The 13,288-nt window shown below is 71.3% G+C and carries 16 protein-coding genes; 4 read left to right on the forward strand and 12 right to left on the reverse strand.

Going from position 1 to position 13,288, the window contains the following annotated elements; all coding sequences use genetic code 11:
* Positions 1 to 257 (reverse strand): biotin/lipoyl-containing protein (locus tag FKV25_RS12450; RefSeq protein ID WP_342777170.1); only part of this gene is annotated, 257 nt, incomplete at its 3' end.
* Between the two features lie 329 nt (positions 258 to 586).
* On the opposite strand from FKV25_RS12450, the gene FKV25_RS12455 reads away from it, so the two are divergent.
* On the forward strand, positions 587 to 1,234 hold the full coding sequence (locus FKV25_RS12455) for an OmpW/AlkL family protein (protein WP_141519125.1): 648 nt from the start codon (positions 587 to 589) through the stop codon (positions 1,232 to 1,234).
* A 69-nt stretch (positions 1,235 to 1,303) separates the two neighbouring features.
* Here the strand turns inward: FKV25_RS12455 and FKV25_RS12460 are convergent, their stop codons facing one another.
* Positions 1,304 to 2,185 carry a DMT family transporter gene (locus tag FKV25_RS12460; RefSeq protein WP_141519126.1) on the reverse strand — a complete coding sequence of 294 codons (882 nt, stop codon included), beginning with the start codon at positions 2,183 to 2,185 and terminating at the stop codon, positions 1,304 to 1,306.
* 338 nt (positions 2,186 to 2,523) lie between these two features.
* Between FKV25_RS12460 and FKV25_RS12465 the strand changes: the two genes are divergently transcribed.
* Positions 2,524 to 3,006, forward strand: a complete 483-nt coding sequence (locus FKV25_RS12465; RefSeq protein WP_141519127.1) for a YajQ family cyclic di-GMP-binding protein — start codon at positions 2,524 to 2,526, stop codon at positions 3,004 to 3,006.
* Between the two features lie 40 nt (positions 3,007 to 3,046).
* On the forward strand, positions 3,047 to 3,586 hold the full coding sequence (locus FKV25_RS12470) for a DUF1415 domain-containing protein (RefSeq protein WP_141519128.1): 540 nt from the start codon (positions 3,047 to 3,049) through the stop codon (positions 3,584 to 3,586).
* A gap of 13 nt (positions 3,587 to 3,599) precedes the next feature.
* On the opposite strand, the gene FKV25_RS12475 is transcribed toward FKV25_RS12470, so the two are convergent.
* From FKV25_RS12475 to FKV25_RS12495, 5 genes are read right to left on the reverse strand one after another with little or no spacing between them, the layout of a single operon-like run.
* The gene (locus FKV25_RS12475; protein WP_281286236.1) at positions 3,600 to 4,310 is read right to left on the reverse strand and encodes an HAD family hydrolase; all 711 of its coding nucleotides are present in this window, start codon (positions 4,308 to 4,310) and stop codon (positions 3,600 to 3,602) included.
* Positions 4,307 to 5,014 (reverse strand): pseudouridine synthase, encoded by a 708-nt coding sequence (locus FKV25_RS12480; RefSeq protein WP_141519129.1) that lies wholly within the window; start codon positions 5,012 to 5,014, stop codon positions 4,307 to 4,309. Before FKV25_RS12480 ends, FKV25_RS12475 begins: the two co-directional genes overlap by 4 nt.
* Positions 5,011 to 6,075, reverse strand: coding sequence for a class I SAM-dependent methyltransferase (locus FKV25_RS12485; protein ID WP_141519130.1), 1,065 nt, complete (start codon positions 6,073 to 6,075; stop codon positions 5,011 to 5,013). Before FKV25_RS12485 ends, FKV25_RS12480 begins: the two co-directional genes overlap by 4 nt.
* A 59-nt stretch (positions 6,076 to 6,134) precedes the next feature.
* Positions 6,135 to 8,642: an ABC transporter permease gene (locus FKV25_RS12490; RefSeq protein ID WP_141519131.1), complete on the reverse strand. Its 2,508-nt coding sequence runs from the start codon at positions 8,640 to 8,642 to the stop codon at positions 6,135 to 6,137.
* Positions 8,639 to 9,364 carry an ABC transporter ATP-binding protein gene (locus FKV25_RS12495; RefSeq protein WP_141519132.1) on the reverse strand — a complete coding sequence of 242 codons (726 nt, stop codon included), beginning with the start codon at positions 9,362 to 9,364 and terminating at the stop codon, positions 8,639 to 8,641. Before FKV25_RS12495 ends, FKV25_RS12490 begins: the two co-directional genes overlap by 4 nt.
* A gap of 165 nt (positions 9,365 to 9,529) precedes the next feature.
* Between FKV25_RS12495 and FKV25_RS12500 the strand changes: the two genes are divergently transcribed.
* Complete coding sequence (locus tag FKV25_RS12500) at positions 9,530 to 10,156, forward strand: arylesterase (protein ID WP_246072079.1); 627 nt, start codon at positions 9,530 to 9,532, stop codon at positions 10,154 to 10,156.
* Between the two features lie 8 nt (positions 10,157 to 10,164).
* Here the strand turns inward: FKV25_RS12500 and FKV25_RS12505 are convergent, their stop codons facing one another.
* From FKV25_RS12505 to FKV25_RS12525, 5 genes are all read right to left on the reverse strand, one after another.
* Entirely contained in the window at positions 10,165 to 10,947 is a 783-nt protein-coding gene (locus FKV25_RS12505; RefSeq protein WP_211345433.1) for a Crp/Fnr family transcriptional regulator, read from the reverse strand.
* A gap of 326 nt (positions 10,948 to 11,273) precedes the next feature.
* A complete protein-coding gene (locus tag FKV25_RS12510) occupies positions 11,274 to 11,618 on the reverse strand; it encodes a RebB family R body protein (protein ID WP_141519133.1) in 345 nt (114 codons plus the stop codon).
* A gap of 88 nt (positions 11,619 to 11,706) precedes the next feature.
* Positions 11,707 to 12,027, reverse strand: a complete 321-nt coding sequence (locus tag FKV25_RS12515; RefSeq protein ID WP_141519134.1) for a RebB family R body protein — start codon at positions 12,025 to 12,027, stop codon at positions 11,707 to 11,709.
* 93 nt (positions 12,028 to 12,120) lie between these two features.
* Positions 12,121 to 12,714, reverse strand: a complete 594-nt coding sequence (locus FKV25_RS12520; RefSeq protein ID WP_141519135.1) for a hypothetical protein — start codon at positions 12,712 to 12,714, stop codon at positions 12,121 to 12,123.
* A gap of 63 nt (positions 12,715 to 12,777) precedes the next feature.
* On the reverse strand, positions 12,778 to 13,288 hold a 511-nt coding region (locus FKV25_RS12525), incomplete at its 5' end, for a hypothetical protein (RefSeq protein ID WP_342777171.1).

A 13,288-nucleotide genomic window follows, 5' to 3' on the forward strand; every position in this document is an offset into this window, starting at 1 on the left:
GCGGCTTCCGACCCTTCGCTGGGCTCGATCAGCGCGACCACGCTGCCTTCGGCCAGTTCATCGCCCAGCTTGACCTTGAGCTCGCGCACGACGCCCGCGAACGGCGCGGGCACCTCCATCGTCGCCTTGTCCGATTCCAGCGTCACCAGGCCCTGGTCCTGGCTGACGGTGTCGCCCACCGCCACCAGCAATTCAATCACCGGCACGCCGTCGTAGTCGCCAATGTCGGGGACGCGTGCTTCCTTCAACTCAGCCATGTTCGGGCTCGCCGTAACCGTATGGGGAATTGCCTATTGTGGCGGCAGAGCCCGGATGCGCCAACCGCGACGTAGGTATCAGCTGAAACCATCTGTCCGCGTATGGACGCGCGCGTCCGGCACCGGGCCCTTTCCGTGCCAGCGGCGGCGTTGCGTGCACACGTGCCGTCGACCTCCCTGAATCCCCACTTGCGGCGCGGGGCACCGAGGTAAGGCGCGTTCATGTAGCCATGGATATGGTGCGCCTGCCTGGCACGGCACCTCCCCCAACGTGCCGGGTTCCCGCACCACCAGACAAGAGCCGACAGAGCTCTACAAAGGAGTTGACGATGCGATTCAAGACCCTTTCCCTCGCCCTTCTGGCCGGGCTCGCCCTTGCCCCCACCGCCTTCGCCCAGGATGCCTTCTCCACCGAGACCTCGACCGGCAAGCGTTTCGCCGTGGTCGGCGGCATCGCCCTGGCCGAACCCACCGAGAACACCTGGATCGGCGACAGCCAGCGCCTGGAGATGGACGGCAGCGACGCCGCCACCCTGAGCGCCAGCTGGTACGTCAACGACCATGTCGCCGTGGAAGCCTGGGGCGCGGCCAACCGCTTCGGCCATCGGGTCAATGGCGCGAACGGCAAGCTGGGCAGCGTGGATTCGCAGCCCTACGCGCTGAGCGGCCAGTACCACTTCCGTCCTGCCGACAGCCTGGTGCGTCCGTTCGTCGGCCTGGGCTACTACGAGCAGAACTTCAGCGACGAGTCGGTCGAGGCGAGCGGCGGCCTCGCCGGGCAGCGCCTGGGCGTGGAGACCGCCAAGGGCGCGATGGCGACCGCCGGCGTCGACGTGGAGCTGTCGCCGAGCTGGTTTGCGCGCGCCGACGTGCGCTATCTCAACGGCAACTCCGACCTCGAGATCGACGGCCAGAAAGTCGCCGAGGCCAAGGTCAACCCGGTGATCCTGGGCGTGGGCATCGGCGCACGCTTCTGAGCCGACGGAACCGGGCATGACCGGTTCCCGCCTGACCCGACGCGCCCCGCTCCGGCGGGGCGTCGTCATTCACGGATGCCCGGCCTCCGCGTGCAGGCGTTCGCGACGCAGCAGGTAGAGGCCGCTGGCGACGATGATCGCCGCGCCGACCCAGGTGACCGCATCGGGCAACACGCCCCACAGGCCGAGGTCGAGCAGCACGCCCCAGACCAGGGCGGTGTATTCCAGCGGTGCGATCGCCGATGCCTCGCCGATGCGGAAGGCCTCGGTGATCGCGTATTGCCCCAGCGCGCCGGCGATGCCGACGCCGGCGATCGTCCACGCGTGTTCAAGCCGGATCGGCTGCCAGTCCGGCCAGGCCAGGACGCCCGCGCCGAGCGCGATCATCACCAGCAACCAGACCATGATCGACTGCACGCTGTCGGTGCGCGTGAGCATGCGCACGGTGATCGCGCTGAGCGCGTAGCCCAGCGCCGCCGCCAGCACCGCGAGCGCCGCCAGGCTGACGAAGCCTTCGCCACGCGGTCGCAGCAGCACCAGCACGCCGAGCAGGCCGATCGCGATCGCCGTCCAGCGCCGGGGGCCGACACGCTCTCCCAGCAGGGGCACCGACAGGGCGGTGATCGCCAGCGGCGCCACGAAGAAGATCGAATAAGCCGTCGACAGCGGCAGGCTTGCCAGCGCGTAGACGAAGCTGGCCATCATCCCGACGCCGATGGCGCCGCGCAGCAGGTGCAGCGACCAGCGATGGATGCGCAGCGAAGCCAGGCCGCCGGTGGCCAGCGCCCAGGCCAGGACGAAGGGAAGCGAGGCCGCGCCGCGCAGGCTGGCGACCTGGAACGGCGGGTAGGCCGCCGCCAGGCTCTTGAGGCCCGCGTCCATCAACGAGAACGCCGCCACGGCCAACAGCATGATCCAGGCCGCGCGGGTGTTCGAGGCGGCGGCGCTCATGCGCGTTGGACCCCGAACGGCCGGACGGCCCGCGTCGCCCCGGCGATGGCGCGGGCGACCGTCGACACCGCGGGTCGGCTGGACACGGGTTTGGCGCGCGGCGCCCGGTGGGATGCCGATCGCGACGCCGCGCCGGCAGGGCGCGCGGCGCGCGGCACAGGACGGCACGAACACGGCATCGAGGGCGTTGGCGGGGACATGGGGCGGGCCGACCGGGGCGCTCCAGTCTATCCGCGGCGACCGCGCCGGTGGCCCCCCATGGGGCCCGACGCCCGATTGGGCCATGCGGCGGCCTGCGGTACCCTGTTGCGCCAGCCACGCCGCCCGGAGCCCCGCCCATGCCTTCCTTCGACGTCGTTTCCGAAGTCGACAGCCACGAACTGACCAACGCGGTGGACCAGGCCAACCGCGAGCTGGGCACGCGCTTCGACTTCAAGGGCGTGGACGCGAAGTTCGCGCTCGAGGACACGGTGATCACGCAGTCGGCCCCGAGCGACTTCCAGCTCAAGCAGATGACCGACATCCTCAATGCCCGGCTGATCGCGCGCGGCATCGATGCACGCTGCCTGGAGTTCGGCGAGGTCGAGACCAACCTGGCCGGGGCGCGGCAGAAGGTCACCGTCAAGCAGGGCATCGAGCGCGAGCTGGCGAAGAAGATCCAGGCCACGCTCAAGGGCTCGAAGATCAAGGTCGACTCGCAGATCAACGGCGACAAGCTGCGCGTCAACGGCAAGAAGCGCGACGACCTGCAGGCGGCGATCGCGCTGCTCAAGGGCGCGGAGTTCGAGCAGCCGCTGCAGTTCGACAACTTCCGTGACTGAACATGGCACGCGCGCCGCGCGCCCCGGCTGAGGCAGGACGATGAGCCCGGACGACCCGATCGCGGCGACCCGCCACTGGCTGGAGAAGGCGGTCATCGGGCTCAACCTGTGCCCCTTCGCCAAGGCCGTGCATGCCAAGCGCCAGGTCCGCTACGTACTCAGCGACGCGACCACGCCGGCGGCCCTGCTCGAACAGCTGGACGAGGAGCTGCGCCTTCTGCAGGCCAGCGACCCTGCCCAGGTGGACACGACGCTGCTGGTGCATCCGCACGTGCTGGGCGACTTCTACGACTTCAACGACTTCCTCGGCCTCGCCGAGGCGCGGGTCGCCGAGCTGGGCCTGGAGGGGGAACTGCAGGTCGCCAGCTTCCACCCCGACTACCGCTTCGCCGGCACCGCGGAGGACGAGATGGGCAACTACACCAACCGTTCGCCCTGCCCCACCCTGCACCTGCTGCGCGAGGCCAGCATCGATCGCGCGGTCGCGGCCTATCCCGACCCGGACGTGATCGTCGAACGCAACATCGCGACGCTGGAGGCCCTGGGCCTGGAGGGCTGGCGGTCGCTGATGGCCGAGTGAGCCGCGCCTGGGGTCAGTCGGGGCGCGCCCAGGCCGCCTCGACGGCCCGGCGTGCCTGCGCCAGGTCGTCGGCGATGCGGTGTCCGAGGCGCCGTGCATCCGCGTCGGGCGCGACCATGTCCGGGACCTGGATCGGCGTCATGCCCGCCGCGAGCGCGGCGCGCACGCCCGGCACGGAGTCCTCGAGCACGATGCAGCGCGACGGGGCGACGCCCAGGACATCGGCGGCCAGCAGGTAGATGTCCGGCGCGGGCTTGGCCTCGCGGACGTCGGAGCCGGTGACCACGTGCTCGAAGTAGCGCCGAAGATCGCACCGGGCCAGCTTGCGTTCGGCACGCTCGCGACGCGTCGAGGTCACCACCGCGCGCGGAACGGCGGCGGCCTCGGCCCAGTCCAGCATCGCGCGCACGCCCGGACGCAAGGGCAGGCCGGCCTCCACGCGCCGTTCGTACAGCGCCAGGGTCCGCGACTGCAGCGCGTCGACCTGCGCCTCGTCCAGGCGCGCATGCAGCATCTGCCGGCACACCATCTCCGACAGGCCGATCATCGCCAGCCACAGCGAGGGCTCCAGCGCCAGCCCGAGCTCGGCGCTGGCCTGGCGGCTGCATTCGGCCAGGTGGCGCTCGCTCTCGATCAGGGTACCGTCCATGTCGAACAGCACGGCCTGCGGCCTGAACCCGATCGCGGGCAGCGTGGGAGTGGCCGTGTCGGTGCCCGTCGTCACGCCGCTTCGCCGAACAGGCGTTCCAGGTCGGCGGGGCCGAGCGCGCGCCACTCACCCGCCGCCAGGCCCTCGACCGACAGGCCGCCGACGCGCACGCGGTGCAGGGCCTCGACGTGGTTGCCCACCGCCGCGAACATCCGCCGGACCTGGTGGTAGCGGCCCTCGGTCAGGCTGAGGCGGGCCCGGCGTGGCGCCAGCACCTCCAACCCCGCGGGGGCCAGCGGGGTCTTCTCCGACTCGAGCATGAGGCTGCCGCTGGCGAACAGCGCGGCCTCGTCGCCGCGCAGCGGCTCGGCCAGTTCAGCCTCGTACACCTTGGCCAGTTGTGCCCGCGGCGAGATGATCCGGTGCAGGAGGCCGCCGTCGTCGGTCATCAGCAGCAGGCCGCTGGTGTCGCGGTCGAGCCGGCCCACCGTCGAGAGCACCGGCGAGCGCAGTCGGAAACGCGGCGGCAGCAGGTCGTAGACGATGCGGCCGGGGTCGCGGGTGGAACAGGTGAAGCCGACGGGCTTGTGCAGGGCGAGGACCAGGCCGGCCGGCGGATCGAGCGGTTCGCCGTCGACGCGGACCTGCGCGTGCTCGACCTTGTCGTCGGCGTACAGCACCTCCCCGTCGGGGTCGGTGATCCGGCCCTCGCGGAACATGGCCGCGACCTGCTTGCGGCTGCCGTAGCCGAGGTTGGCGATGAGGCGGACCAGTCTCACCGCGGACGCCCGCCGCCGCGCGCGCGGGTGCCTTCGATGACCTTGAAGCCATCGCGCTGGGCGTGCACGCGGACCTCGCCGAAGGCCGCGTCGAGCACGTCCTCGTAAGGCAGGTGGCGATTGGCGACCATCCAGAGCCGGCCACCGGGTTCCAGCGCCTGCGCAGCCGCCTGGATGAACCGGCGCCCGATGTCGGGCCGGTCGCCGCGCCCCTGTCCGTGGAAGGGCGGATTGCTGACCACGACGTCGTAGCGACCGGGCAGGCCTTCGGTGACGTCGTGCCAGTGGAAGCCCACCGGCACGCGCGCGTCAGCCAGGTTGCGTCGTGCCAGCGCCAGCGCGCGCGCCTCGGCCTCGAAGACGTCGAGCGCGGAGATGCCGGCGCAGCGTCCGAGCAGGGCATGCGAGAGATAACCGAAGCCGGCCCCCAGGTCCGCGGCGCGACCGCGCAGGTCCGCGGGCAGGTGCTCGACCAGCAGCGCCGAGGCGGTGTCGACGCGATCCCAGGCGAAGACGCCGGGACGGCTGTGGAAGCGCCCGTCGAGGACGGGGCGCGGGGCGTCCAGGTCACGCCAGCGCGCGAGCAGGTCGGCGTCGACGCCGCCTTCGAGCGGCGCGCTCCAGAACACGCGGCACTTGTGCTTGCTCAGGGAGCTGACCTTGCCGACCAGATGCTTGAGGTCGTCCTCGGCCGAGCGCGCGCCCTCGTTGTTGGGCACGCAGGCGAGCACGCGGCCGCCCGGCGCGGTGGCGGCGACGGCACGGGCCATCAGCGCACGCGATTCGGCGCGCTGGCGCGGCGGCAACAGCATGACGAGTGGGAACCGCCGGTCGGCCGCCTCCCCTTCCTCGCGCAACGCCAGGCCTGAATGCGCCAGGGCTTTCGCCTCGGGTCGGAACCCCTGCTCGCAGACCAGGCCCGGTAGCGGTTGGCGGTGCAGTGGCCAGCCGTCGCGGGCGCGCAGGAACAGCGCGCCCCCCGCCTCCGGCCAGTCCAGCAGGCCGTTGGCGAACGGCAGCATCAAGGTGGTCAGGGCATCGTCTTGGCGGTCGGTCGGCATACGTCGGGATACACGGGGAATGCCGCGATTCTACGTGGCTCCGGCCCGGTCGGCCCGCTTCACCCGTCGAGCTCGCGCAGGGTCACCGACGGCGGCGCGTCGAGCACCCTGCGGGTGGCGGCCAGCCCCGCCAGCACCGCGGCGAGCATGCCGACGCCGCCGCCGAATGCCGCCATGCCCAGGTCAGGACGCCAAGGCAGGTCGAACACCTGCACCGCGACCACGCCGGACAGGGCCGACGCCGCCACCGCCGCCACCAGGCCGGCCAGCAGGCCGATCGCGGCGAACTCGGATACCTGCGCCCAGCGCAACTGGCGCCGGCTGCCGCCCAGCGCGCGCATCACCGCGCCCTCCTGCATGCGCTCGTCCTGGCTGGCGCTGATCGCGGCCACCAGCACCAGCACCCCGGCGACCAGCGAGAAGTAGAACACCACCCGGACCACCATCGAGACCTGGTCGGCGGTGCTGCGCACCTGGTCGAGGACGGCGTCGATGTCGATCACCGACAGGTTGGGGAACTGGCGCACCAGGTCCGCGGTGAAGCGCGGATGCCCGCCGGGCAGGCGCACCGCGGTGATGTGGCTTGCGGAATAGCCTTCGAGCGCGCCCGGCGAGGCGAGCACGAAGAAATTGGGCTGGAAGCTCTCCCAGTCGACGCTGCGCAGGCTGGTGATGGTGCCCTCGAAGGTCTGCCCGGCGATGTCGAAGCCGATGCGGTCGCCGATCGCCCACCCCAGGTCGGCGGCGAAGTCTTCCTCCACCGACAACTCGGGCCGTGACGGCCGGCCGGTCCAGAAGCGTCCGGCGGTGACCCGGTTGTCGTCGCGCAGGCGCGCCGCCGACGACAGGTTGAAGGTCCGCTCGGCCATCCGCTCCGCGCGTCCGCCGCGGTCGGCATAGTCCTCGCCGCTGACCGGCGCGCCGTCCTCGCTCACCAGGCGCGCGCGCACCATCGGATGCAGGGTCGGCGCCGCGAGCCCCTGCCCGGCGATGAACGCGCCGACCGCGTCGATCTGGTCGTCCTGCACGTTGATGATGAAGCGGTTCGGCGCATCTTCGGCCAGGGCCAGCTGCCAGCGGTCGAGCAGGTCGGTGCGGACGAAGGTCAGCAGCAGCAGCGCCATCAGGCCCAGGCCCAATGCCGAGACCTGGGCGATGCTGGTGGCGGCATGACGCCCGACATTGGCAAGGCCGTAACGCAGGCTGCCGCGCAGCCGCGAGCGCAGGCGGCGCACCAGCACGATCAGGCCCCAGGCCAGCAGCGCGAGCGCGGCGAAGGTCGCCAGCAGCCCGCCGAGCATGGCCAGGGCCAGCGTCGCCGAGCCCGCCTGCCACCACAGCAGCGCGGCGAGCCCGCCAAGTCCCGACGCGGCGACCAGCCAGGCCGCGGGTTCGACCGGATCGAGGTCGCGGCGCAGCACGCGCAGGGCCGACACCCGGCGCAGCGCCAGCACCGGCGGTGCGCCGAAGGCGAGCAGCACCACCAGGCCCACGGCATATCCGCGCAGGATGGGCCATGCCGATGCGGCCGGGATGTCGATGCGCAGGGCCTCGGCCAGCCAGCCAGCGACAGCGGCCTGCAGGGCGAACGCGAGCAGCACGCCCAGGGTGCTGGCGAACAGGCCCAGGAGCACGAGTTCGCCGACGTGGATCGCCACCAGGGTGCGCTGCTGCGCGCCCAGGCAGCGCATCACCGCGCTGCCCGAGAGGTGGCGCTCGCTGTGCCGGCGCGCGGCCATCGCCACCGCGATCGCCGCCAGCACCACCGAGACCAGCGCCGCGAGGCCCAGGAACCGGCCCGCGCGGTCGAGCGAGGAACGGACCTCCGGTCGCGCGTCCTTGATCGTCTGCAGGCGCTGGCCCCGGCCCATCAGGGGTTCGACGGCAGTGGTGAATGCGTCCACCGCCGAGGGCGTGCCCGCCACCGCCAGGCGATAGCGGATGCGGCTGCCTTCCTGGACCAGGCCGGTCGCGGCCAGGTCGTCGAGGCTCATGAAGACCTTGGGCGCGATGTTGAAGTAGTCGATGGACGCATCGGGTTCCTCGACCACGATCCCGGCCAGGCGCAGCTCGATGTCGCCCACGCCCAGGATGTCGCCGGGGGCGGCGTCCAGGCGCGCGGCGCCATCCTGGCTCAGCCAGGCCGTGCCCGCGCCAGGCCCGCCTTCGACCCGACGCTCGCTGCCGTCTGCGGCGCGCAGCACGAAGCCACCGCGCAGCGGGTAACCCGCGCCCAGGGCCTGCAACTGGCTCAGTTGCAGGCGCACGTCGTCGTCGTCGCCGACGGTCACCATGCTGTCCAGCGACAGGGTCTCGGCCTGTTGCAGGCCCTCGCGCGCAGCCAGGTCGCGGATCCCGGCGCCGATGGGCGCATCGGCGCGCACCACCGCGTCGCCGCCAAGGAGGCGGTTGGCCTCGGCCGCGAGCGCGCGCTCGGCGCGATCGGTCACCAGCCCGACCGACGTCACCGCGACGACCGCCAGCACCAGGGCCGCGAACAGGATGCGCACGTCGCCGGCGCGCAGGTCGCGGCGCATCTGCCGCCATGCCAGGGCGAAGGTCTTCATCGTGCCTCGCGCCCTTCATCGGCGACCAGGCGACCGCTGTCGAGCCGCAGGCGCCGGCGGCAACGTGCCGCCAGGGCGTCGTCGTGGGTGACCAGGACCAGGGTGGTGCCGGCGTCGGCGTTGAGCGCGAAAAGCAGGTCGATCACCGCCTGTCCGGTATGGGTGTCCAGGTTGCCGGTGGGCTCGTCGGCGAACAGCAGGGCCGGCCGCGTCACGAACGCACGCGCCAGCGCCACGCGCTGCTGCTCGCCGCCCGAGAGCTGGCGGGGATAGTGGCCCAACCGCTCGCCCAGGCCCACGGTGCCCAGGATCCGGCGCGCCGGCGACTCGGCGTCGCGATCGCCGCGCAGCTCCAGCGGCAGCATCACGTTCTCCAGCGCGGTAAGCGATGGCAACAACTGGAAATTCTGGAACACGAAGCCGACCTTGTCCCCGCGCACGCGCGCCCTGCCGTCCTCGTCCTGCGTGGACAGGGCCTCGCCGTCCAGCCGTACCTCGCCCTCGCTGGGCACGTCCAGCCCCGCCATCAGCGACAGCAGGGTGCTCTTGCCGGACCCCGACGCACCGACGATGGCGACGGTATCGCCGGCGTCGATGCCGAAGCCGATGCCGTCGAGGATGGTCAGGGAGCCCGAGGGCAGGGCCACCCGCTTGCCGAGCGAATCGACCTGCAGGGCGGCGGCGGGCCGGACTTCAGCTTGCGGTACGGTGGCGTGGGCCATGATGATCCTGACGTTATCCAGATGAATGAAGGAAGCCGCATGCATGCGATGGGACACCCGACCGCTGCGACCGCGTTCGACACCCAAGGGTCGCACGCCTTGACCCGATATGCGGGATCGCGACGCTCGCTTCAATGGGCCATTGGTTGGTCGCGCGCGCTCCTGGTGCTGCTCGCGCTCTCGCTGGCGGCGCCTGCCTGGGCGCAATCCACCGCACGAGCCGCAACGCAACCGGTCGCCAAGCCACGCACCGTGCTGGTGATGGGCGACTCGCTGTCGGCCGCGCATGGACTGGCAAGCGCACAGGGATGGGTGGCCCTGACCGCCGACCGGATCGCCAAGTCCCATCCGGGCTGGAAGGTGGTCAATGCCAGCATCAGCGGCGAGACCACCGCCGGCGGCGCCTCGCGGATCGGTGCGGAGCTTGCCCGCCACTCGCCCGAGGTCGTGGTCATCGAACTGGGCGCGAACGACGGGTTGCGCGGGCTGCCGCTGGCGCAGACGCGCGAGAACCTCGACCGCATGATCCGCGCCTCGAAGGCCGCAGGCGCCCGCGTGCTGCTGGTCGGCATGCGCATGCCGCCCAACCTCGGCGCGCGCTACACCGAGGGTTTCGCGGCCAACTACACCGCATTGGCCGACACCCATGGCGTAAGCCTGCTGCCCTTCCTGCTGGAGCCCATCGCCCGGGATCGCGCCAATTTCCAGGCCGACAACCTGCATCCCGTTGCATCGGCCCAGCCGCGGCTGCGCGACCATGTCTGGCCGCTACTGGAGCCGTTGCTGGACTGACGCTGCGCTCAGCCCGGCCCCAGCCGCGCGCGCGGGGCGGGCTGCAGGCGGCCGAGTTGTGCCTTGAAGCGGATGCGCTCCATGTCGTGGATGCGCAGCACGTTGTGGCGCCGACTGATCAGTCCCGACCTGTCCCAGTCCTGCAACTGGGCGTTGAGCTTCGGGCGGCTCGCGTTGACCATCGCCGCAAGGATGCTCTGGGTGGCGGGCAAGGTGACGATGCAGTGCCCGCTGGTGGCCGAGCGCGCCTCGTCGATGTTCAACAGCAGGTGGCGCGCCAGCCGCGACTCGAGGCGATGCAGGCAGAGCGTTTCCAGGCAGTCCACCGCGCGCCGCAGGCGTGCGCACAGCACCGCATAGGCACGCTCGAGCAGCGCGGGCTCCTGCAGCAGCAGGTGGAAGTGGCGGCGCGGCAGCACCAGCACGCGCGTCAGGCCATGCGCGACCGCGGTGAAGTTGCGGCGCATCGGGTCGAGCAGGGCCGTTTCGCCGACGCTCTCGCCGACGCCGATCGCGTCGATGATCAGCTCCTGGCCCTCGGGGCCGTAGAGCGTCTTGTGGATGCGCCCCGAGACGACGATGGCCATGAAGTCGCCGGGGTCGTTCTTGAAGAACAGCGCCTCGCCGTCGTCCAGGCGGCGCTCGATCGAATGGTTGGCCACGTGCGCCACCAGGCGGCCGGACATGCCCTCGAAGAACGCGGCGCTCGCCAGAAGCCGGGCGCGGCCGGCATGGGTGTCACTGCCGGTGGCCGTGGGTTCCTGCCCGCAGGCCGAGACAGGCTCACGCACGCGCCGTGCCACCCGGACCGTGCCCGCCTGCGCGGCGTGGACGCATGCATCCGCCATCCAACGCGAGCGGGCGGCGCGGCCGCGGCGACCGCCTGCCAGGACAAGCTGCGCCCGATGAAGCGTCCATATCCCCTTCCTTGTGCTGACCCGACTCCTGTCCGCGCCACCGCGCTCCTCCTGTCGCCGGACGCCACCACTGCCGAAGCGGCGTCCCGGATATCGCGGTGGCACAGGTATAGCCTTTCGACCGGAAGCCGTCATCCCGTGGACGGGAGCGACGCGTGCCCGGCATGCGAACGGCGCCGGGCATGCCGGCGCCGGAGGTCTTACAGCCCCTCGGGCTTGCGGCTGCCGGAAAATGCCTGCAGCACCGTCAACAGGCTGGTGAGGTTGTCGGACACGCCGGTCTGGGCGACCTTCTCGGTGGCACCGGCCGCGGCGGTGGTGTCGAGGCTGTAGACCTGCATCACGCCCTGGTTGGCAGCCGCCTGCGACAGCGTGTTCTGCTGCTGCTGCGCCGACACCGCGTTCTCGAACAGGATGCCGGTGGAATGGGCCATGGTCTGGTACATCGAGGCCATCGCCATGGCCGGCGATTCACCCACGACCTTGACGTTCGACTGGGTCACCGCATCGGTGATCTGGTTGTTGACTGCAGTGGGATATGCCATGGGATTTCTCCTGGTAAACGGCCGGTCCGGCCTTGGGGATGACGTTCAAGCGGCCCGGTTCAGGCCAATGGCCGCCCGTGCGTTGCGATTACTTGAAGGCGTTGAGCACGGTGAGCAGGCTGGTGAGGTTGTCGGCGACGCCGGTCTGGGCGACCTTTTCCGAGGCACCCGCCGCGGCCGTGGTGTCGAGGCTGTAGATCTGCATCACGCCCTGGTTGGCCGCGGCCTGGGCGAGGGTGTTCTGCTGCTGCTGCGAGGACACGGCGTTCTCGAAGAGGATGCCGGTCGAGTGCGCCATGGTCTGGTAGATCGAGCCCATCGCCATGGCCGGCGACTCGGCCACCACCTTGACGTTCGACTGGGTGACCGCATCGGTGATCTGGTCGTTGACCGCGGTTGGAAATGCCATGTTCTTCGACTCCTTGGAAATGGATGCGCGGCGGTCGCCGTGCATGGGGAAAAACGCGCGCGGTTCCTGCTTGTGAACCGTGCCGTGGTCGCGTCAGCGCCTGCGGCGCGTGGGCGCAGGCGCGCCCCCGGACGCCGGTGCCGGTGTCGTCGGGGAACCCGTGTCGCCGGGAGGCGACGGACTCGGATGAGGAGCGGACGGCGTCGCTGCGTCGAGTCCGGCAAGCGCGCGCTCGACCTGCCGGGCCAGGGGCGCGAAGTGTTCCTGGAAGCGCGCCTCGACTTCCTGCTTGACCAGGTTCGCCAGGCGATCGGCGATCTGCGCGATCACCAGGTGCCCTTGCGCACCCACCGCGGTGGGCGTGAGTTTCGAGGGGCGCAGGTCGCCCAGGCCGTCGGCCTTGTCGAGCAGCCGCGCGAGCGCATGCGCCTCGCCATCGGCACCCGCGGCGGCCATGTCCAGTTGCGATCGCGCCAGCGCATCCGCGCTGGCGAGCGTGCCGGCCATGGCCCTGCGGCTTTCGCGCAGGGTCGCATCGACCTGCGAGGCCGCAACGCCGGGGGTGCGCGCCCAGTCTGCGACCAGGGCGTCGAGCGACGCATGCTCGCCGGGCTTCAGTTCGCGCCCCAGGTACTTCGTCGCGAATGCCCGGACCCGGGCCTGCAGGTCTTCTTCCTTCTTTTCCATATCCGTGTCCTCCTTGCGCGGAAGGGCACGGACCGGCGACCGCGCCCCCTGCCCGGCGCGCGGTCAGCCCTTGCCGGAACGCCTGGACAGCAGGTCGCTGTACCTGGCGATGCTCTGGTCGATGCGATCGATCGCGAAGCTCGCCGACTCGGCTTCCATCGCGCCCGCCGCCGCGGCGACAGCCGCCGCGGCGCCCATCATGACGTCCGTGGCGAGCACGCCCAGCGCGTCCTCGGCGGCTTTCTCGATCTGCTGGTTGACCAGGCTCTCGGTCATGTCCTTGAGCAGCACGCCCTGGCTCGCGAGCGCAAGCTTGCTGACGCCGTCGAAGTACGCCGCGGCCGACTGCGCGACCAGGCCCGCAGCCTGGCTGACCATCATGTCCGGCCCGGTGGCGATCTGGGAGGGCGCGTATGCCGCTGTCTCGGCATTGCCCAGCTGCACCGCCTGCACGATCTTCGGGTTCAGGGCGCTGCTGGCCGGCGGCGCGCCGCCGCCCTGCGCAAGCATGCGATCGGTCATGCGTGCGAGTACCGAGCGCGGCGCACTCGTCGCGCCGCCCCTGCCCGCGGCA

Origin of the sequence: Marilutibacter aestuarii, assembly GCF_006546775.1 — a bacterium.
GTDB classification, from domain to species: domain Bacteria; phylum Pseudomonadota; class Gammaproteobacteria; order Xanthomonadales; family Xanthomonadaceae; genus Marilutibacter; species Marilutibacter aestuarii.

Coding starts and splice junctions, on each gene's coding strand:
- FKV25_RS12455 (WP_141519125.1), top strand. CDS start 587: ATGCGATTCAAGACCCTTTCCCTCGCCCTTCTGGCCGGGCTCGCCCTT.
- FKV25_RS12460 (WP_141519126.1), bottom strand. CDS start 2,185: ATGAGCGCCGCCGCCTCGAACACCCGCGCGGCCTGGATCATGCTGTTG.
- FKV25_RS12465 (WP_141519127.1), top strand. CDS start 2,524: ATGCCTTCCTTCGACGTCGTTTCCGAAGTCGACAGCCACGAACTGACC.
- FKV25_RS12470 (WP_141519128.1), top strand. CDS start 3,047: ATGAGCCCGGACGACCCGATCGCGGCGACCCGCCACTGGCTGGAGAAG.
- FKV25_RS12485 (WP_141519130.1), bottom strand. CDS start 6,075: ATGCCGACCGACCGCCAAGACGATGCCCTGACCACCTTGATGCTGCCG.
- FKV25_RS12490 (WP_141519131.1), bottom strand. CDS start 8,642: ATGAAGACCTTCGCCCTGGCATGGCGGCAGATGCGCCGCGACCTGCGC.
- FKV25_RS12495 (WP_141519132.1), bottom strand. CDS start 9,364: ATGGCCCACGCCACCGTACCGCAAGCTGAAGTCCGGCCCGCCGCCGCC.
- FKV25_RS12510 (WP_141519133.1), bottom strand. CDS start 11,618: ATGGCATATCCCACTGCAGTCAACAACCAGATCACCGATGCGGTGACC.
- FKV25_RS12515 (WP_141519134.1), bottom strand. CDS start 12,027: ATGGCATTTCCAACCGCGGTCAACGACCAGATCACCGATGCGGTCACC.
- FKV25_RS12520 (WP_141519135.1), bottom strand. CDS start 12,714: ATGGAAAAGAAGGAAGAAGACCTGCAGGCCCGGGTCCGGGCATTCGCG.